Origin of the sequence: Massilia rubra (assembly GCF_011682065.1) — a bacterium.
GTDB lineage: Bacteria > Pseudomonadota > Gammaproteobacteria > Burkholderiales > Burkholderiaceae_D > Telluria_A > Telluria_A rubra.
This window is the reverse complement of sequence record NZ_VUYU01000015.1, coordinates 140224-160093: the sequence shown is the minus strand read 5'-3', so window position 1 is coordinate 160093 and position 19870 is coordinate 140224. Positions and strand designations below refer to the sequence as shown.

Below are 19870 nucleotides of genomic sequence, written 5' to 3'. Positions count from 1 at the left end.
AGATCAGTCATGTTTTACCTCTGCGATCGGCGCGGCGCCATCTTCATGCGCGTATTTCTTGCGCTGGCGCTCGCTGCCCTTGAATAGTTTGCGCACCACCACGAAGAACACCGGGATGAAGAACACCCCGAGTGCGGTCGCGGTGATCATGCCGCCGGCCACGCCGGTGCCGATGGCGCGCTGGCTGGCCGAACCGGCGCCGCTGGCGATCACCAGCGGCATGACGCCGAGGATGAATGCGAACGACGTCATCAGAATCGGGCGGAAGCGCAGGTGGCACGCTTCGATCGCCGCTTCGACCACGCCCTTGCCCTGCGCTTGCAGGTCTTTGGCGAATTCGATGATCAGCACCGCATTCTTCGCGCCCAGGCCAATGATGGTGATCAGCCCGACCTTGAAGTAGACGTCGTTCGGGAAGCCTCGGCTGCCTGCGGCCAGCAGCGCGCCCAGCACGCCGAGCGGCACCACCAGCAGCACCGACACCGGAATCGACCAGCTTTCGTACAGCGCGGCCAGCGCCAGGAACACCGCCAGCAGGGCGAAGCCGAGCAGGATGAACACGGTCGAACCGGACAGTTGTTCTTCGCGCGACTGGCCGGTCCATTCGAAGCCGAAGCCCGGCGGCAGTTCGGAAGCGATGCGTTCCATTTCGGCCAGCGCTTCACCGGTGCTGCGGCCCGGCGCGGCGTCGCCGGCGATGCGCATGGTCGGGTAGCCGTTGTAGCGCACCGTCTGCATTGGACCTGTGATCCAGCGCGTCGTGGCGAACGACGACAGCGGCACTTGCTGGCCCTTGTTGTTGACCGCGTTCAGCTTCAAGAGGTCTTCCGGCTGCATGCGGTCCTTGGCGTCGGCTTGCACCACCACGCGCTGCAGGCGCCCGGCGTTCGGGAAGTCGTTCACATAGGACGAGCCGAGCGAGGTCGAAATCGCGGTGTTGATGGCGTCAAAGGTCACGCCCTGCGCATTGGCTTTGTCGCGGTCGATTTCGAGCTGCACCTGCGGCGCGTCTTCCAGGCCTTCCGGACGCACGCCGGCAAGAATCGGGCTCTTGCTGGCCGCGCCGAGCACCTGGCCGCGCGCCGCCAGCAGCGCTTCGCGTCCCAGTCCGCCACGGTCCTGCAGGCGGAACGAGAAGCCGGTGCTGCTGCCCAGTTCAGGAATCGGCGGCGGGCTGATGGCGAAGATGAAGGCGTCGCGTACCTTGCTCATGCGGCCCGAGATGCGGCCGGCCACGTCGCCGGCGCTGTGGCCCGCGCCGGTGCGCTCTTTCCAGTTCTTGAGCGTGATGAAGCCGAGCGCCATGTTCTGGCCCGAACCCGAGAAGCTGAAACCCTGCACGCCGACCATACTGGCCACTTCCGGCTGCGCGAGGATGAAGTCTTCGGCCTCGCGCAGCGCCTTGCCGGTGCGTTCCAGCGTGGCGCCAGGCGGCAGCTGGAAGTTGGCGATGATGTAGCCCTGGTCTTCGTTCGGCAGGAAGGAGTTCGGCAGGCGCACGAACAGCAGGCCCACCACGGCGACCAGCGCGACGAACACGATCATCGAGCGGCCGGTGTGGCGCAAAGTGGTGGCGACCCAGCCTTCGTACTTCTTGGCGGTGCGCGTAAAGCCACGGTTGAACCAGCCGAAGAAACCGGTCTTGGCATGATGGTGGCCGGCTTCCACCGGTTTCAGGAAGTGGGCGCACATGGCCGGCGTGAGCGAGAGCGCCATGAAGGCCGAGAAAATGATGGAGGTGACCATCACCGCCGAGAACTGGCGGTAGATGTTGCCGACCGCGCCGGCAAAGAAGGCCAGCGGCACGAACACCGACACCAGCACCACGGTCACGCCGATGATGGCGCCTGAAATCTGGCCCATCGCCTTGCGCGTCGCTTCGAGCGGCGGCAAGCCTTCTTCGCTCATGATGCGCTCGACGTTTTCGACCACCACGATGGCGTCATCGACCACGATACCGATCACCAGCACCATGCCGAACATGGTGAGCACGTTGATCGAAAAGCCCATCGCCAGCAGGCAGGCGAGCGACCCAAGCAGGGCCACAGGCACCACGATGGTGGGAATGAGGGTGTAGCGGAAGTTTTGCAGGAACAGGTACATCACCAGGAACACCAGCACCACCGCTTCGACCAGCGTTTCGAGCACTTGCTTGATGGAGATCTCGACGAAGGCCGAGCTGTCGAACGGCACCGCGTATTTCATCCCGGGCGGGAAATACTTGGACAGTTCGGTCATGCGCGCACGTACCAGCTTGGCCGTTTCCAGCGCATTGCCGCTCGGGGCGAGCTGGATGCCGATACCGGTCGACGGCTTGCCGTTCAGGCGCGCCGACGTGGAGTAGCTCTGGCCGCCGATTTCGATGCGGGCCACTTCCTTCAGGCGCACGGTGGAGCCGTCCGGATTGGCGCGCAGGATGATATTGCCGAATTGTTCGACGTTGGCCAGCTGGCCGGTGACCACCACGGTGGCGGTAATGGCTTGTCCGCCGATGTTCGGCAGGTCGCCGATGGTGCCCGAGGCCACTTGCGCGTTCTGGGTGCGGATGGCGTTGTTCACATCGGCCGGCGACAGGTTAAAGCCGACCAGCTTGGCCGGATCGATCCAGATGCGCATGGCTTTTTCGGTACCGAACAACTGGGCCTGGCCGACGCCGCGGATACGCTGGATTTCAGGCAGCACGGTGCGCGAGGCGTAGTCGCCCAGCGCGATCGGGTCCCATTTCGGATCGTCCGACGAGAGGATGGTAAACAGCAGGAAGTTCGAACGCGCTTTATCGACGCGCACGCCCTGCTGCACCACCGCCTGCGGCAGGCGCGGGGTGGCGCGGCCAAGGCGGTTCTGCACGTCGACCTGGGCCAGGTCGGCATTGGTGCCGGTCTCGAAGCTGAGCGTGATGGTGCCGGTGCCGTTGGCCTGGCTGTTCGATTCCATGTAAATCAGGCCGGGCGAACCGTTCATCTCGCGTTCGATCACGCTGATGACGCTGTCCTCCAGGGTCTGGGCCGAGGCGCCAGGGTAGCTGGTGGTGACCACGATCGCCGGCGGAGCGACGGTCGGGTACTGGGCGATCGGCAGCTGGGTGATCGCCACCGCGCCGACAACCATGATGAATAATGCGATCACCCACGCAAAAATGGGGCGGTCAATAAAGAAACGAGCCATGAAGTAGTCCTGTTATATGTTTAACGTCCGGCGGCCGGCGCGGCACTGGCCGCGGGCGCGGCGGCGGCACTGGCGGCTGGAGCGGCGGCGGCGGGAGACGAGGCGGCGGGAGCGCCACCTGCGGCCGGCGCGGCGTTGCGCGTCCACGGCACCGGCTTGACCGTCATGCCGGGCGCCTGCATTTTCTGGAAGCCGTCGACGACGACCTGTTCGCCCGGCTTGATGCCTTCCAGGACGATCCAGTTGCCGTTCTGCTGCGACGCCACCTTGACCGGACGCGGGCCGGGCTTGCCGTCCGGGCCGATGATGATGACCGTGTCGCCCTGGCTGCCGCGCGTGACGGCTTGCTGGGGAATGAGCATCCCGGCCGGCAGTTCGGCCTGCGACAGGCGCACGCGCACGTACTGGCCCGGCAGCAGCATGCCATCCTGGTTGCCCACTTCGGCGCGCAGGGTGACCTGGCCCGAGGTCGGGTCGACGCTCACGTCGGAAAACAGCAGCTTGCCCTTGTTAGGCAGTTCGGAGCCGTCTTCCATGATGATCGACACCGGCAGCGATTCGGCGTTGCGCACCTTCAGGTTGGCCGACTTGCGCAGGCGTTGCAGGTCGGTGGCCGATTGGGTGAAGTTGACGTAGACGTTATTGGTTTGCTGGATCAGGGCCAGCTGGGTCGCTTCGGTGGCGCTCACCAGCGCGCCTTCCGTGACCAGCGCGCGGCCGATGCGACCGGCGATGGGCGCGGTGACCTTGGTGTAGCCGTTGTTGATCTGGGCGATCTGCACCGCCGCCCTTGCGGCTGCGACGTCGGCCTCGGCCTGCTTCTGGGTGGCGACGACGTTGATGTATTCCTGCTTGCTGACGGCGTTCGCTTCCACCAGCGGCTTGTAGCGCGCGGCCTGGGCGGCGGCCTGGGTCAGGTTGGCCTGGGCCTTGCCGAGGGTGGCCTGGGCGGAGAGGAGCGAGGCGGCGTACGAGGCTGGATCGATCTGGAACAGTTCCTGGCCGGCCTTGACTTCGCTACCCTCTGTAAACAAGCGCTTGAGCACCACGCCGTTCACGCGCGCGCGCACCTGGGCCACGCGGATCGGCTCGACCCGGCCCGGCAGCTCGGTTTGCAGGGCGACCGGCTCGAACCTGGCCGTGATAACCCCCACTTCCGGCGGCGGGCGCTGGGCGCCGGCGCCTGGCGCTGCGTCTTTCTTGTCGCCGCAGGCCGATAACAAAGCCAGCGCAGCGAGGGTGCAGGCGGCGATCCGGCGCAGCGACGGGGACGCGGACGGGGAAGGGAGGAGGGTGTGGCGCATTACGTGTGCATCCTTTAAGTAGGCGACGAGCTGTCCTTACACGCGCAGGAGGGTGTAATTACAAAGTTCATCGCGGGCTTCTTGATTTTGGAATATACTAACATGACTGTATGTTTAATGTTTGACAGCCCCTGAAAGGGAGTAGTTGCATGGTCCGCAGGACAAAGGAAGATGCGCTGGCAACGCGCGACAGCATCATGGATGCGGCCGAGCAGTTGTTCATCGAACGGGGTGTGTCGGGAACGAGCTTGCAGCATATTGCGAGTGCGGCCGGGGTGACGCGCGGTGCGATTTATTGGCATTTCGAAGACAAGGGCGCGCTGTTCAACGCCATGATGGAGCGCGCCACCATGCCGCTCGAGTCGGCGATGCAGACCCTGGCCGGGGCGGCGGGCGAGGACCCGCTGGGGCATTTGCGCAGCTATGCGCTGTGCGTGTTCGACTTGACGATCAACGATCCGAAGGCGCGCCGGGTGTTCGAGATTGCCACGCTCAAGCTGGAGTACGTGGGCGAACTGTCGGCGATTCGCGAGCGCCGGATGCAGCATCGCGAGCATTTCCTGGCCAGTGCCGAACGGATCGTGAAGGAAGGGATTGCGCATGGCCGGTTAAAAGACACGGTCAAGCCGCAAGCGGCGGCGCTGGGCTTGTTCATCCTGATCGAGGGACTGGTGCGCGGCTGGCTGATCATGCCGGATTTTAATCTGGAGCAGCTCGGTGCGGAAATCGTCGATACGCATCTTGATTCTCTCCGCGCTTGATTAGGTCGTCGTTCCGCGCTGTAATGGACAAGCCGCTATCCGTAAGTCCGTCGTTCCCGCGCAGGCGGGAACCCAAGTTCACTCCGTGGCCACAGGCGAATCGTTAAACTTAGGTTCCCGCCTGCGCGGGAACGACGTAGCGGTGGGATGTCAGCGCTTCAGGATCTAGCGCATACCCGTAATAATCTGCTTGAGTTTCCCCGAATCCGCACAGAACGCGCGAATACCTTCGGCCAGCTTCTCGGTCGCCATCGCATCTTCGTTCATCATGAAGCGGAAGGTCTTTTCGTCGATCGCCACCTTCTCGATCGCCACCGCCGACGCATTGGCAACGAGCTTGCGCTCGACCGGCTCATTGCTGTCGGCCAGTTTTTGCAGCAGTTCCGGGCTGATGGTCAGCAAATCGCAGCCGGCCAGCTCCAGGATCTGCGACGTGTTGCGAAAGCTCGCGCCCATCACTTCGGTGGTGTAGCCGAACTTGCGGTAGTAGTTATAGATGCGCTTGACCGACTGCACGCCCGGATCTTCCGCGCCGGTATACTCAAGGTCGTTGGCTTTCTTGAACCAGTCGTAGATGCGGCCGACGAACGGCGAAATGAGCTGCGCGCCCGCTTCGGCGCAGGCGATGGCCTGGGCCAGCGAAAACAGCAGGGTCATATTGCAGCGGATGCCTTCTTTCTGCAAGATTTCGGCGGCGCGGATGCCTTCCCAGGTCGAGGCGATCTTGATCAGGACGCGCTCGCGGCCGGCGCCGGCTTCTTCGTACAGGGCGATCAGCTCGCGGCCCTTGGCGACGGTCGCTTCGGTATCGAACGACAGGCGCGCATCGATCTCGGTGGAGACGCGCCCCGGAATGATCTTGAGGATTTCCATGCCGAAGTCGACCAGCACGCGGTCGATCACGTCGCCGGTGGACAGGTCGGGGAAGTCGCGCACGGCTTTTTCGAGCAGGGGTTTGTATTCGGGCTTTTGCACCGCTTTTAAGATCAGCGACGGATTGGTGGTGGCGTCGCGCGGCGTGTACTGTTTGATCGACTGAAAATCGCCGGTGTCGGCAACGACCTTGGTAAATTGCTTGAGTTGTTCGAGTTGGTTCATGGTTGCGCTAACTGGTGAGAGATCAGAGCCTTATTGTACAACCATGTACCGGCTTGTCTATCCGATAAAGGAATCGAATTGCATGTCGAATTCCTGCAACGCTTTCTGCGCGTTCTGCATCTTCTTCCTGAACTCCGGCCCGCGCTGCAGGGCCAGCCCCACCGCCAGCACGTCGATCACCACCAGGTAGGCCAGGCGCGCCGAAATCGGCGTGTACGGGTCGATATTGAACACCAGGTCGATCGGGATCAGCACCGTGGCCATGTCGGCCAGCGGAGTGCCCGAGGGCGCCAGCACGATCACATCGGCCCCGCCACGGCGCGCCAGCTTGGCCGAGCGCACCAGCGCCGAGTTATTGCCGCGCTGGGAAATGGCCACCACAGCGTCACCGGCGTGCAGCAGCGAGGCGGCGATGCTGTGGATGGCCGGGTCGGCATAGGCCACCGTCGGTACGCCCGAGCGGAAGAATTTGTGCTGGGCGTCGGTGGCGACGATGCCGGACGTGCCCTGGCCGTAGAACTCGATCTTTTTCGCGCGCGACAAAATATCGAGCGCGCGCTGGATCGCTTCGGGATTGAGGTTATTGCGCAGGTCGAGCAGGGTGTTGATCGAGCGGCTGCAGATCTTGTTGACCAAGTCCGCCGCCAGGTCGTCCTGGGTCGGCTGCTCGTTGGCGCCGGGCAGGGCCAGGGCCAGGCCCTGCGCCAGTTTGAGCTTGAATTCGTGCCAGCCGTCGTAACCCAAGGTGCGGCAAAAGCGCACCACGGTCGGCTCGGACACCTGGGCGCTCTTGGCCAGCGCCGTGATGTTCTGGCTGACCGTGGCCGACGGCTGTTCGAGCACGGCCAGCGCGACTTTTTTCTCCGATTTGGAGAGCGAGTCGAGCTGGGTGCGGATGGAGTCTAAAAGCACGGGGTTAGTCTTCTCTTAATCTTCAGGTAAAGCTTCTTCACGCCATTGCAAGCCATCGCGTCCTATCAACGCGCTGGCTGCGGCAGGACCCCAGGTGCCGGCGCTGTACGGAATCGGCACGCTGTCTTCCTGGTCCCAGTGATCGAGGATCGGTTCGACCCATTCCCACGCCGCTTCCAGCTCGTCGCCGCGCATGAACAGGGTCAGTTGGCCGCGCAGCACGTCCAGCAGCAGGCGCTCGTAGGCGTCCATGCGCGGGGTCTTGAACTGCTCGCGGAAATCGAGTTCGAGTTCGGCTTGTTTCAGGCGCATGCTGTCGCCCGGCGTCTTGGCCATCAGGTTCAGCGACAGGCCTTCGTCCGGTTGCAGGCGGATCACCAGGCTGTTTGGCTGGAAGCTGCTGGTCGGCTGGTTGAAGATCGAGTGCGGAATCTGCTTGAAGCGCACCACGATTTCGGCCAGGCCGCCGGCCATGCGCTTGCCGGTGCGCAGGTAGAACGGCACGCCGGCCCAGCGCCAGGTATCGATTTCGGCTTTCATGGCCACGAACGTCTCGGTGCGCGACTGCTGCGGCGCATCCGGTTCGTCGCGGTAGCTCGGCACGGCCTTGCCATCGACATGGCCGGCGCGGTACTGGCCGCGCACGATGTTCTGCGCCAGCGTGGTCGGGGTGAAGCGCTTGAGTGAGCGCAGCACTTGCAGCTTGGCGTCGCGCACGGCGTCGGGAGCGATCGAGGTGGGTGGTTCCATGGCGACGATGCAAAGCAGTTGCAGCAGGTGGTTTTGCAGCATGTCGCGCAGGGCGCCGGAGGTATCGTAATAACCCATGCGGTTGCCCACGCCGATTTTTTCGGCGATGGTGATCTGCACGTCCGAGATCCATTCGCGGCGCCACAGCGGCTCGAACAGGATGTTCCCGAAGCGCAGGGCCAGCAGGTTCTGGACCGTCTCTTTGCCGAGGTAGTGGTCGATCCGGTAGATCTGCGATTCGGCGAAGACCTTGCCGACTTCAAAGTTGATCTGCTTGGCCGATTCCAGGTCGCGCCCGAGCGGCTTTTCGAGCACCACGCGCGAGTTGGCGGTGGCAAGACCGGCGGCGGCCAGGTTGTCGCAGATTTGCGCAAACAGGTGCGGCGGCGTGGCCAGGTAGTAGACGCGGGTGATCTTGTCGTCGTTGCGCAGGGCTTCGACCAGGGCGGGGTAGGTGGCCGCATCGGTGGCGTTGAGCGACACGTAGACGATGCGCTTGACGAACTTGGCCCAGCCTTCCTCGACCAGCTTTTTCACGTGCGGCTTGGAGGTGCTGTCGACCGTTTGCAGGAATTCTTCTTGCGAGATGTCGTTGCGGCCGACGCAGATGATGCGCGCGGTCTGCGGCAGGTCGTTGGCGACATCGCGCGCGTACATCGCCGGAAGCAGCTTGCGCATCGACAGATCGCCGCTGCCGCCAAAAAGAACGAGGTCAAAATCGGTAAGAGCCATAGTATGTGATCGCAGAAAGTAGGGGGCCGGATGATGATGCCGCTAGTTGCCGCCGGCTGGCGCACGCAAGGGAGCACAAGCAGAAAGGGTAGCGAAGCTGTTTGTGTAAATTTACTACATATATATGTGGTTCGCAAGAAATTTTACTACGTATTTCCAGATCAAGCCGATTCGATCCGCCTGCCCGAAAACATCAGGATGCCGCAAGGTCGGCGCTCGCCGCGCTGATAACCTTGGCTGGAACGGACGCGTTACGGGCGGCCGTACGGCCTGCCTGCTTCGTGCCCGGAGCACAGCCTTTGTTCCGGCAGGGGCTGAGCCCGAAACAGTGCCTGCCGGCGAGTGCCGTTGCGAAAGGCTTGCCGGTCGCCCCCGATGTCAAGTGGACGCCGCAATTCCACATGCTGCATGCCTGGATCTACGAGTTGAATCGCTGCGGCACCTTTGCCCATGCGCATCCCGATCTTGCGCCGGGGTCGCCGCCGCTGGAAAGCAGCATGCCGACACCGAACGTCGATCCGCAAGACCCGCATCCCGCCTTTCCGTTTGCCAGGGGTACCATGTGCGCCTGGCTGGGTGAACTCGGCCAGGTGCCGGCGTTCTGTGCGCAGCAGAAGTAAGGACATTGGCCGCTTGCGGGTATTGCCCACTCACTTTACCGGCAAGCGGATCGTAAACGTGGTCCCCTTGTCCCTGCCCGCGCTGGCCACCGACAGCGAGCCGCCGTGCAGCTCCACCAGGTGGCGCGCGATGTACAAACCGAGTCCCAGTCCGGCCGCATTGGCGTGGCGCTGCAGGTTGAAGGCTCCGAACACGTGCGGCAGATCGTGCGCCGCGATGCCCTGGCCCGAATCGGCCACGGCGATTTCCACCTGCTCGGCGCCCTCGCTGATCGCCACGCGGATGGTGCCGCCGCGCGGCGTGAACTTGATCGCGTTGAACAGCAGGTTCCACAGCACCTGCTGCAAGCGCCGCCCGTCCGCTTCCAAGCGCACCCGGTCGCCGTAATCGACCGGCGTGACCGCCAGCATGATCTCCTTTTCGCTGGCGCTGCCTTCCACCGTCGACAAGGCGTCGCGCAGCACCTGTCCCAGCGTCACGGCGGTGCGCGTGATCGACATTTGCCCGGTCAGGGTGCGCGCGGCGTCGATCAGGTCGTCGATCATGGCCGCTTCCTGGCCGATGTGCACGCGCATCGCCATCAAGCCGCTTTCCACCTTCGGCGGCAGGTCGCTCACGGTTTTGAGCAGCACCTCGATGCGCATCGACAGCGCCGACAGCGGCGTGCGCATCTCGTGCGACACGGTCGCCAGAAACAGGTCGCGCGCGCGGTTGACGCGATTGAGTTCTTCGATGGTTTCGCGCTGGCGGTCGATCGAGCCGGCCAGCGTTTGCAGCAGCGCGCCATAGGTAGCCAGGCGCGCTTCGGACACCGGCGACTCGAGCCGCACCTCGCTCCACAGCGCATGGCCCGACACGCCCACTTGCGCGCCGATGCTCTCGCACGCCATCGGCGAACTGAAATCGTTGAAGCGCCAGCCGTACACCAGCACCCCGTACACCTGGCCGAACTGGGTCAGCGCCAGGCTGCACACGCGCATGCCATGAAAACTGCTTTCTTCGGCGCTCTGGCCGGCGAACACGCGCGCGGCGATGCGCTTCTCCAGGGCCGTGCCGGGGCCGTCGTCGCGCCACAAGGCCGATGTGGCGAGCACGCGCGCGGTGGAGGAGGCCACCAGCGGCCCCACCTGGCGCCAACCGCGCACGTCGTACAGCGACACCGTCAGGCCGCTGGCCTGCGAAAACTGGGTCAGCGGCGTGATCCATTCATCCCAGTCGATGCCGGCATCGCTGGCGACGGCCAGGTTGATCATGTCGGATTATCGGTCGGCAGTTCGACCGAGTCGGGCAGGGGCGCGCCGCGCGCCACGGCGTCTTCGATGAGAGGACTCTGGCGCGACGGCGAGCGCGAAAGCAGGCCGTAATACGAGGAAAACGGCAACTGCGGCACCACGCCGGCCGGATCGGCGTAAGCGCCTTCTTCGTCGAGCAGCTGCAAGCCGCCTTCGGCAATCACGTATTCGCGCGTGATCTGGCGATTGCGGCTGCCGCGCACCTTGGGCACGGCGATCGCGCGCCGCAGCACGGTGGAGATTTCGACATAATTGAGCAGGATGATGTTGTCGACCAGGTGCGAGCCCTTGAGCTCTTCGCTGATCTGCGAAATGCCGAGCAGCTCGGGGCTCTCGTAATTGAAGAGGATGGTCGCCAGCCGGTTCTTGAAGAAGGTGGCCAGCGCGTACAGGTAGTCGGCCACCTCGGTCGGGCTGGTCATCTCGTACACCGCGCACGAGTCGAAGACCACGCAGTCGATGCCCTTTTCCTCGACCAGCTTGATGATGCGGTCGAAGTGGATATCGAGTTCGAGTTCGAGCGGGGACTCGTAGTGGATGAACAGTTCTCCCTTGTCCATCAGGCCGGCCAGGTCGAACCCGAGGGTGGCGGCGTTGCGGATCAACTGGCGCGGGTGTTCGTCCAGGCTCACCAGTAGCGTCTTGTGGCCGGTGCTGATGGCCGCGGTGAGGAACTGCACGCTGAACACCGTCTTGCCGGTGCCCGAGATGCCGCTGACCATGGTGACCGAACCGGCATACAGGCCGCCGTCCATCATCTCGTCGATGGCCTTCGAGCCGGTCGAGATGCGCTGGTCGGAGGTTTGCTGGTCGTTCAGGCTGATCGGGCGCGACTGCGCGCGGCGGTAGACGTGGACCCCGCGCCCGCCTTCGATGCGCATGGTGTGGCTGCCGGCGATGAAATCCTGGCCGCGCGACTTGAGTACCGTCAGGCGCCGGTGCACGCGGCGGCGGTGCTCTTCGCGCGCCAGCGAGATGATGGTGTCGAACACGAAGCGCTCGTGCGACGGCACCGAACCGAGGCTCTCGTCGCGTTCGGCCGTGACCATGGTGGTCACGCCCATGCGCGCCAGGCCTTCGATGAGCAGGTGCACGTCTTCGCGGAACGGCTTGTCGTGCACTTCGGCGTACAGGCGCATCGGGGTCAGGCCGTCGATCAGCAGGCGCTTGGCGCCGATCGACTTGAGGGCGTCGGCAAAGGCGCCGTCGGCATTGCGGAACTCGCCGAGCAGCACGGCCGGACTGGTCTGGATCACCTTGATCTTGCCGGCGTCAATCAAGCCTTGCAGGTCCCAGTTGAAGCCCGCCGCGTCGCGCAGCAGCTTGGCCGTATCGAGTTCGAACGAGACGATGGCGCCGGGTTCGTCGTACAGGGCCGCGCCGGCGTAGATGAATCCCAGGCCGAGCGTGGTCTTGCCGGTGCCGGGCGCGCCTTCCACGATCAGGTTGTTGCCACGTGGGATGCCCCCCAGCAGAACTTCGTCCAGTCCGGTGATGCCTGTTTTGACCAGCATGTTCAAATGACTTCCTTCAATGTGTTTTATGCATTCTTAATTGCACGCTAGTTTATCACCGGGCATCCAATCGTTTCAGTACAACTGCCATTTTGCCGTGCACCGTTGTTAGCAGGTATATTACTCAGCGGAATCGATGGCAATCCCACAACCCTCGATCGCCCTGGTAGCGATTAACTCGATAGGATGGATATGAAATACTTGGTAATAGCGGCGCTGCTGGCCGCCGGTCCGGCGTGCGCGAACGGCCTGGACGACATGAAAGCGGCGCTGGGGCTGTTGCAGGGCCAGGGCACGCTGCGGGCGGCATACGAGGTGCGCGAGACGCACACGGAGTTCGACGCCAAGCCGCTCAAGGGGCCGGAAACGGCGATGGCGGCGGCGCAGGTGGAGGACGATCCGGCCGGGTTGGTGATCCGCTGGGACCGCGGGCTGCTCAAGCGCGCGGCGGACGAGTCGAGCGTGGCGAAGGGAGCCAAGCGCAAGCAGGCTTTGTCGCAACTGGTGTCGTCGAGTTCCGCGCCGCGCCTGGCGATGGCGATGAATTACGCGCCGCGCTTGCTGCAGATGCTGGCGATCAGCCAGTTCAAGGCGGAGCGCGCCGATACGTATCAGGGCAAGCCGGCCAGGCTGGTGGAGCTGATGATGACGCCGCAGGAAGAGGTGAACCAGAACGTCAGCATCAAGGACAATACGATTGAAGCGCGTTTCTGGCTCGGGCCGGACGGGGTGCCGCTGGGGGCGGTGACGACGCACACGATCAAGGCCAAGCTGATGGTGTTCATGTCGTATGAGAAGACCACGAAGGAAGAGTTCACCTTCGGGGTGGTGAATAACCGGCTGGTGGTGCTCAAGCGCGAGATGCAGGGCAAAGAGAAGGGGCCGGGGACGGAGAATGAGTTCAAGAATTTGTATACGATGACGCCGAAGTTGTAGCTGTTGCGCATATCGCTGGCGTCAACACCGTCGTTCCTGCCACTTCAACTGGCAGGACCGACGGTTTGAAGGCTGGCGAAATACGATGGGGCTACGGCTGGTACTTGTTTTCCTCCCGCCCCGCCACATCCACCCTCAGCGACAGTACGCAGCCATTCAAGGGATAGCTCGCGCGCTCCGCCTCCGGTCGCCCGTGGCTGGCGCTGGTTACATACAAGGTGCGCAAGTCGTCGCCGCCGAACGCGATCATGGTCGGGCACTTGACCGGCAGCTTCACTTCGCGCAGCAGTTCGCCCGATGCCGCAAAGCGCAGCAGGCGCGCGCCTTCGAACATCGCGCACCAGTACGCGCCTTCGCTGTCGACGGCGGCGCCATCGGGCCGCCCGCCGTAGTCGTCCGCCTTTTTATCGGCCGAAAACAGCTGGAACGTCTCGCGCGCCTTCGCTTCTGCGCTTGCGACGTCGAAGCGATAGCGGTCGATCCGGTGCGCGGCGGTGTCGGCGTGATACATCGCTTGCCCGTCCGGCGTAAAACCGAGTCCGTTCGAATTCATCATCCCGCCCGACCATTTGAGGCTGATAACGCCTTTCTCCAGGCAGAACATCTGCGCCGCCTGCTGGTCGCGCGGCTCGTAAATGGTGCCGACCCAGAAGCGCCCGGCCGCGTCCACCCGGCCATCGTTAAAGCGCGTGGTGGCGGTGTCGTACGGCGCGGCGGCGATGTCGGTTATCGCGCCGCTGGCGGTGTCGAGGTGCACGAAGCCGGCGCGCGTGGCCACCACCAGGCCGCCGCCGGCGTGGATGGCCAGCGCCGCCGGTTCGGTCGCCATGCTCCAGTGGCGGTGCGCGCCGCTGGCCGGGTGCAGCGCGTGCACCGTAAAGCCGCCGATGTCGACCCAGTACAAGGTCTGTTCGGCGGCGTGCCAGAGCGGGCATTCGCCCACCAGCATCGGGGTGTCGTAGGCGAGCGTGATGGCCGCTGCGATGGCGTCGGTACCCATTACACCGCCGCCTTGGCCATGGCGATCAGGCCATTGGTGGAGCTGTCGTGCAGATCGGGCTGCGGCTCGCCGGTCAGTTCGGCCTCGATCTTCTTGGCCAGCACCTTGCCCAGTTCAACGCCCCACTGATCGAAACTGTTCACATCCCAGATCACGCCCTGCACGAAGGTCTTGTGCTCGTACAGCGCGACCAGGGCGCCGAGCGTGTAGGGCTTGAGGTACTCCATCAGGATCGTATTGCTCGGACGGTTGCCGGGGAAGGTCTTGTGCGGCGCCAGCGCTTCGATTTCGGCCAGCGACAAGCCTTGCGCCTGCAAATCGATCCGCACTTCGTCGATGGTTTTGCCGCGCATGAAGGCTTCCGACTGGGCGAAGCAGTTTGCCAGCAGCGCGGCGTGGTGGTTTTCCAGTTCGTGGCCGGGGCGCAGCGCGGCGATGAAGTCGATCGGCGTGATGTCGGTACCCTGGTGCAGCAGCTGGAAGTAGGCGTGCTGGCCGTTGGTGCCGCAATCGCCCCAGATCACCGGGCAGGTCGGGGTGTCGACCGGCTGGCCGCCCTTGGTCACGCGCTTGCCGTTGCTTTCCATGTCGAGCTGCTGCAGGTAGGCCGGGAAGCGGTTCAGGTCCTGGTGGTAGGGCGCGATCGAGACCGAGCCGCAAGCGAGGAACTGGCGGTTCCAGAAGCCCACCAGCGCAAGCAGCACCGGCATGTTCGCTTCGAGCGGCGCTTCCCGGAAGTGCTGGTCCATCGCGTGCGCGCCGGCCAGCAGGTCGCTGAAGTGGCCGAAACCGACGCACAGCGCGACCGGCAGCCCGATCGCCGACCACACCGAATAGCGTCCGCCGACCCAGTCCCAGAACGGGAACATATTGGCCGGGTCGATGCCGAAGGCCTTGATCGCTTCGGTGTTGGTGGAGACGGCGACGAAATGACGCGCCAGCGCGTCTTGCGGCGCGTGTTGCAGGAACCAGGCGCGCGCGGTCTGCGCGTTCATCATGGTTTCGGTGGTGGTGAAGGTTTTCGAGGCGATGATGAACAGCGTGGTGTCGGGATTGACCTTGCCGAGCGCAGCATCCATGTCGTGGCCGTCGACGTTGGAGACGAAGTGCATGGCCAGGCGCGGGTGCGCGTATTGACGCAGCGCCAGGCAGATCATCTTCGGTCCCAGGTCGGAGCCGCCGATGCCGATGTTGACGATGTCGGTGATCGGTTTGCCGCCGTGGCCAAGCCAGGTGCCGGCGCGCACGGCGTCGGTGAAGATGCGCACCCGGTCGAGCACTTCGTGGACGTCGGCGTTGACGTCCTGGCCATCGACCACCAGTGGCGTGCCGCGCGGCGCGCGCAGGGCGGTGTGCAGCACGGCGCGCCGTTCGGTGAGGTTGATGCGCTCGCCGGCGAACATGGCGTCGCGCTGGTTTTCGACGCCGCGCTCCTGCGCCAGCTCGACCAGCAGTTCAAGCGTGCGCCCGTCAAGCCGGTTTTTTGAATAGTCTAGGAACAAACCCGCCGCATCGACGGTCAGTTTCGGGAAGCGTTGCGGGTCGGCGGCAAACAGGCCGCGCAATTGCCAGTCTTCGGCCTCGATCGCGTGCGTTTCGAGGGCCTGGAAGCTGGCGGTGGAGGTAAGGGCAGGCTGGCGCATTGGTACTCGCTGTTCGGTTGGTTAAAATCGGGTGCCGGCCGCGCGGCCAGCGCATCGCAGAAGATTATCGAATGATACAGAAATTCACGTAAATTCACTACAAAAAACTGGCGGCCTCAAGTAGTCGAGCGCCAGCCTTTATAGATGTTGCCAGTCATCTTCATCGACTGTTGCTTGGCAACGGATGACTAAAGTGAGCAAGCCTGGCGACCGGGATGTACGGTACTGGCGAATTTTGTAGTAAAATTTCACGAAATAAATTCATAAGGAACGACCATGGCGTTGCATCCCGTAGTTGAATCGGTCACCAAACGCATCATCGAACGCAGCCGCCCATCGCGCGGCGCGTACCTGGCGCACCTCGACGCGGCGCGCGTCGACGGCCCGCAACGCGGCGCCCTGTCGTGTACCAACCTGGCGCACGGCTTTGCCGCCTTCCCGGCCAACGACAAGCTGATGCTCAAGCAGGTGAAGAAGCCATCGGTGGCGATCGTCTCGGCCTACAACGACATGCTGTCGGCGCATCAGCCGTTCGAGCACTTCCCGGCCATTATCAAGGATGCGGTGCGCGAGGTGGGCGCCGTGGCGCAGTTCGCCGGCGGCGTGCCCGCCATGTGCGATGGCGTCACGCAGGGCCAGCCGGGCATGGAATTGTCGCTGTTTTCGCGCGACGCGATTGCCATGGCCACCGCCATCGCGCTGTCGCACAATATGTTCGATTCGGCGGTGTACCTGGGCGTGTGCGACAAGATCGTGCCGGGCCTGTTGATCGGCGCGCTGCACTTCGGCCACCTGCCGGCGGTGTTCGTGCCGGCCGGGCCGATGACGACCGGGATGTCGAACAAGGAAAAGGCGCGCATCCGCCAGCTGTACGCGCAGGGCAAGGCCACGCGCGACGAGCTGCTCGAATGCGAGTCTCAGTCGTATCACGGGGCCGGCACCTGCACCTTCTACGGCACCGCCAACAGCAACCAGATGCTGATGGAGATCATGGGCCTGCACATGCCGGGCGCCGCTTTCATCACCCCGGGCACGGCGCTGCGCGACGGCCTCACGCGCGCCGCGGCGCAGCGCGCGGTCGCCATTTCGCAGCAGGGCGGCAGCTACACGCCGGTCGGCCAGATCGTCGATGAAAAGTGCATCGTCAACGCGGTGATCGGCCTGCTCGCTACCGGCGGCTCGACCAACCACACCTTGCACCTGGTGGCGATCGCCAAGGCGGCCGGCATCGTGATCGACTGGAACGACTTCAACGAGCTGTCGGCGATCATACCGATGCTCACCCGGATCTACCCGAACGGCGACGCCGACGTGAACCACTTCCAGGCCGCCGGCGGCCCCGGTTTCGTAATCCGCGAACTGCTCGACGCGGGCCTGCTGCACGACGACGTGACCACCATCCTCGGCAAGGGCTTGCGCGCGCACTGCGCCGAGCCATTCCTCGATGGCGAAAAAGCGATCTGGAAGGAGCTGCCGGCCTTGAGCGGCGACGACAGCGTGCTGCGTCCGGCGGCGGCGCCGTTCGCGCGCGACGGCGGCATGATCCTGGTGGCCGGTAACCTGGGCCGCGCAGTGATGAAAATCTCGGCGGTCAAGGAAGAACACCGCATTGTCGAAGCGCCGGCGCTGACTTTCAATTCGCAGGAAGACTTCATGCACGCCTACACGGCGGGCAAGCTCGATCGCGATTTCGTGGCGGTGCTGCGCTTCCAGGGTCCGCGCGCCAACGGCATGCCGGAACTGCACGCGCTCACGCCGGCGCTGGCCAATCTGCAGGATGCCGGCCGCCACGTGGCGCTGGTGACCGACGGGCGCATGTCCGGCGCGTCGGGCAAGGTGCCGGCCGCGATCCACGTCTCGCCCGAGATCCTGGCGGGCGGCCCGCTCGGACTGGTGCGCGACGGCGACATCATCCGTCTCGACGCCACCACCGGCACCCTGGAGGCGCTGGTGCCGGCCGCCGTGTGGGCCGCGCGCTCGCAGGCCACGGCCGACCTGTCGTCCAGCCATATCGGCATGGGCCGTGAACTGTTTACGATGTTCCGCAATGCGATCAGCGAAGCGGAGAAGGGCGCCACCACCTTCCCGCTGCCGTCGCCGATTCCCACCACCGTGTCGCTGCACGACACCGCCGACATTGGCGATACCGTGCCCGGCTCCGACGAAGACTTTTTGATCAAGAACCCAAAATGACCATGACCCTACTCGACATCATGCGCTCGGCGAGCGTGATTCCCGTGATCGCCATCGACGATCCAGACCATGCGGTGCCGCTGGCAAAGGCGCTCGTTGCGGGCGGCATCCGCGTGCTCGAAGTGACCTTGCGCACCGCGCACGGCCTGGGCGCGATCCGCGCGATGGCGCAGGTGGAAGGCGCCATTGTCGGCGTCGGCACGCTGACGCAGGCAGATGAATTTGCGGCGGCGCGCGACGCGGGCGCGGTGTTCGGCGTTTCGCCGGGCCTGACCGCCTCCTTGATCGAGGCGGCGCGCAAAAGCGGCTTGCCGCTGCTGCCGGGCGTGATGACGCCGTCCGAAGTGATGGCCGCGCGCGAAGCGGGCTTTCGTCAACTCAAGCTGTTCCCGGCGGTGCCGGCGGGCGGCGTGGGCATGCTCAATGCGATCGGCGGACCGCTGCCGGATGTGACGTTCTGCCCGACCGGCGGCATTTCGATCGAGACCGCGCCGCAGTTTTTGGCGTGTAAGAACGTGGCCTGTGTGGGCGGTTCGTGGCTCACGCCGAAGGACGCGATCCTGGCCGGCGACTGGGCCCGCATCACCGAGCTGGCCAGGGCGGCGTCTGCACTGCGCTAAGGCTTGATGGCAGTGCGACCTTTCTGGCGCGGCCAACCTGGGCGTCCCATGACGCCTGGTGAAATCAAGATGGCCTCCAGGCTGTTCGGCGAGTCCATCGATTACGCGCGGGTCGAGGTGCACGCGCGGCGTTACCTGCCGTTTGGGCTGCAGCCGAAAAACTGCGCCATGACGCCCAACGGCACCATCTACTTTCATCACTCCCGCTGCCTGCCCGATTTTTCGGCCGGCAGCGAACACGCGCGCCACTGGTTCATGCACGAGATGGTGCATGTGTGGCAACACCAGCTGGGTTACCCGGTGTGGTGGCGCGGCGGGGTGCGCATCGGCTTGAGCTATGTGTACGAGCTGGCAGCGCACAAGACGCTGGCCGACTTCAACATGGAAGCGCAGGGCGACCTGCTGGCCGACTATTATGTGCTCAAGTTCCTGCGCTCCTCCACGGCGATGGAGCAGCAGCGCTACGCGCGCAGCCTGGGGCTGTTCGAGACGGTTCTCGCCGGCTTCCGGCACGATCCGGCGGGCCGCAATCATCTGCCGGGCGCGCGCCGCTAGCGTGCGCCTTTGCCTGGCGACAGGCAGTTCCGATCTCCTGCTTTGCGCTGCAATCGCGTTCGTCTCCCGAACCAGCTTTATTGTCTTCAATGCATCCATCGTGACGCGCTGCGCGTCGGGTCGGACAAGTTTCCTGATTCTGCGTCAAGTCCGACATAACGTTTGCGCATGTGCGCAGTCAACACTGCGCTGAGCCACCTCTCTATTCTTGGTATTTACTTACAGAATCTTTCATGGGGGAATCTTTCATGCGGCCCAATCTGCTCATCTTGTGTGCTGTCGTTGCCGCCACGTGGTGCGTGAACGCTGGTGCGGCGCCGCCTGTTGGCGAGCTCGATGTGCGGATGGGCAGCGGCGGCACGCCGTGCTTTACGGTCTTTCAGAAAGATGAGCGCCGTTTCGGGGCGCCGGAATTTCGTTCGATCAGCGTGAGTGAGGTGACGCCAGCGGGGAAGGCGCTGATGTGGGCCATGTCGATTCCCCCGCAACGGCCATTTCTGGTTACGTTTCGCCTGTGTATTCCGTATGCGGGGCGCTTACCCGTCTTGCCGAAAACGACAGCGTTGCCACTTCAGCCGGGCAAGGTCTATGAGACGCTGATCGAGATCACGCCGCCGATGCTGTCCAGCGCGCCACGGGCTTATCGTGCCAGGTTTTGCCTGAGCGCAAAGGCGGGTGGGACGGTGCAACTTCACACGCTCAGCGGCGCGGCGTTCGAAGGCAAGGGGCGTGCCGGCTGCAGTGGCTAGGCATTTAATGCATGCATTGAGCAGC

Annotated in this window: 16 protein-coding genes; 7 read left to right on the top strand and 9 right to left on the bottom strand. The window is 64.2% G+C overall.

All coding sequences use genetic code 11. The annotated features are described in order from the left end of the window. Positions 1 to 3: 3 nt before the first annotated feature. Positions 4 to 3165 carry an efflux RND transporter permease subunit gene (locus tag F0185_RS21435; protein ID WP_167227889.1) on the bottom strand — a complete coding sequence of 1054 codons (3162 nt, stop codon included), beginning with the start codon at positions 3163 to 3165 and terminating at the stop codon, positions 4 to 6. 20 nt (positions 3166 to 3185) lie between these two features. Beyond that, complete coding sequence (locus tag F0185_RS21430) at positions 3186 to 4469, bottom strand: efflux RND transporter periplasmic adaptor subunit (RefSeq protein WP_167227887.1); 1284 nt, start codon at positions 4467 to 4469, stop codon at positions 3186 to 3188. Positions 4470 to 4618: 149 nt separating this feature from the next. Here F0185_RS21430 and F0185_RS21425 point away from each other — a divergent pair, with 149 nt between their 5' ends. After that, positions 4619 to 5230, top strand: coding sequence for a TetR family transcriptional regulator (locus tag F0185_RS21425; RefSeq protein ID WP_167227885.1), 612 nt, complete (start codon positions 4619 to 4621; stop codon positions 5228 to 5230). A 165-nt stretch (positions 5231 to 5395) separates the two neighbouring features. Here F0185_RS21425 and tal read toward each other — a convergent pair whose 3' ends face one another. Genes tal through zwf form a run of 3 tightly spaced genes read right to left on the bottom strand, consistent with a single transcriptional unit; the run spans position 5396 to position 8722 of the window. After that, positions 5396 to 6328, bottom strand: a complete 933-nt coding sequence (tal, locus tag F0185_RS21420; protein ID WP_166895157.1) for a transaldolase — start codon at positions 6326 to 6328, stop codon at positions 5396 to 5398. A 57-nt stretch (positions 6329 to 6385) separates the two neighbouring features. Then, a complete protein-coding gene (locus F0185_RS21415; RefSeq protein WP_099875690.1) occupies positions 6386 to 7240 on the bottom strand; it encodes an SIS domain-containing protein in 855 nt (284 codons plus the stop codon). A gap of 15 nt (positions 7241 to 7255) precedes the next feature. Then, positions 7256 to 8722, bottom strand: a complete 1467-nt coding sequence (zwf, locus tag F0185_RS21410; RefSeq protein WP_167227883.1) for a glucose-6-phosphate dehydrogenase — start codon at positions 8720 to 8722, stop codon at positions 7256 to 7258. 359 nt (positions 8723 to 9081) lie between these two features. Here zwf and F0185_RS21405 point away from each other — a divergent pair, with 359 nt between their 5' ends. Then, a complete protein-coding gene (locus F0185_RS21405) occupies positions 9082 to 9342 on the top strand; it encodes a hypothetical protein (RefSeq protein WP_167227881.1) in 261 nt (86 codons plus the stop codon). 30 nt (positions 9343 to 9372) lie between these two features. On the opposite strand, the gene F0185_RS21400 is transcribed toward F0185_RS21405, so the two are convergent. Together F0185_RS21400 and F0185_RS21395 are read right to left on the bottom strand one after the other, a co-directional pair. Continuing rightward, entirely contained in the window at positions 9373 to 10596 is a 1224-nt protein-coding gene (locus F0185_RS21400) for a sensor histidine kinase (protein WP_167227879.1), read from the bottom strand. Further along, positions 10593 to 12149: an ATPase domain-containing protein gene (locus tag F0185_RS21395; RefSeq protein ID WP_167227862.1), complete on the bottom strand. Its 1557-nt coding sequence runs from the start codon at positions 12147 to 12149 to the stop codon at positions 10593 to 10595. Before F0185_RS21395 ends, F0185_RS21400 begins: the two co-directional genes overlap by 4 nt. A gap of 192 nt (positions 12150 to 12341) precedes the next feature. On the opposite strand from F0185_RS21395, the gene F0185_RS21390 reads away from it, so the two are divergent. After that, positions 12342 to 13085 carry a hypothetical protein gene (locus F0185_RS21390; protein WP_167227860.1) on the top strand — a complete coding sequence of 248 codons (744 nt, stop codon included), beginning with the start codon at positions 12342 to 12344 and terminating at the stop codon, positions 13083 to 13085. Positions 13086 to 13176: 91 nt separating this feature from the next. Here the strand turns inward: F0185_RS21390 and F0185_RS21385 are convergent, their stop codons facing one another. After that, positions 13177 to 14085, bottom strand: coding sequence for an SMP-30/gluconolactonase/LRE family protein (locus F0185_RS21385; RefSeq protein WP_229477127.1), 909 nt, complete (start codon positions 14083 to 14085; stop codon positions 13177 to 13179). Then, positions 14085 to 15728 (bottom strand): glucose-6-phosphate isomerase, encoded by a 1644-nt coding sequence (pgi, locus tag F0185_RS21380; protein ID WP_167227858.1) that lies wholly within the window; start codon positions 15726 to 15728, stop codon positions 14085 to 14087. The genes F0185_RS21385 and pgi overlap by 1 nt, the downstream gene beginning before the upstream one ends. 276 nt (positions 15729 to 16004) lie before the next feature. Between pgi and edd the strand changes: the two genes are divergently transcribed. From edd to F0185_RS21360, 4 genes are all read left to right on the top strand, one after another. After that, the gene (gene edd, locus F0185_RS21375; RefSeq protein WP_167227856.1) at positions 16005 to 17921 is read left to right on the top strand and encodes a phosphogluconate dehydratase; all 1917 of its coding nucleotides are present in this window, start codon (positions 16005 to 16007) and stop codon (positions 17919 to 17921) included. After that, complete coding sequence (gene eda / locus F0185_RS21370; protein ID WP_166895141.1) at positions 17918 to 18541, top strand: bifunctional 4-hydroxy-2-oxoglutarate aldolase/2-dehydro-3-deoxy-phosphogluconate aldolase; 624 nt, start codon at positions 17918 to 17920, stop codon at positions 18539 to 18541. Before edd ends, eda begins: the two co-directional genes overlap by 4 nt. A 48-nt stretch (positions 18542 to 18589) precedes the next feature. Then, complete coding sequence (locus F0185_RS21365; protein WP_229477126.1) at positions 18590 to 19096, top strand: Rhs element Vgr protein; 507 nt, start codon at positions 18590 to 18592, stop codon at positions 19094 to 19096. A gap of 248 nt (positions 19097 to 19344) precedes the next feature. Then, a complete protein-coding gene (locus F0185_RS21360) occupies positions 19345 to 19845 on the top strand; it encodes a hypothetical protein (RefSeq protein ID WP_167227854.1) in 501 nt (166 codons plus the stop codon). The last annotated feature ends 25 nt before the right edge of the window (positions 19846 to 19870 follow it).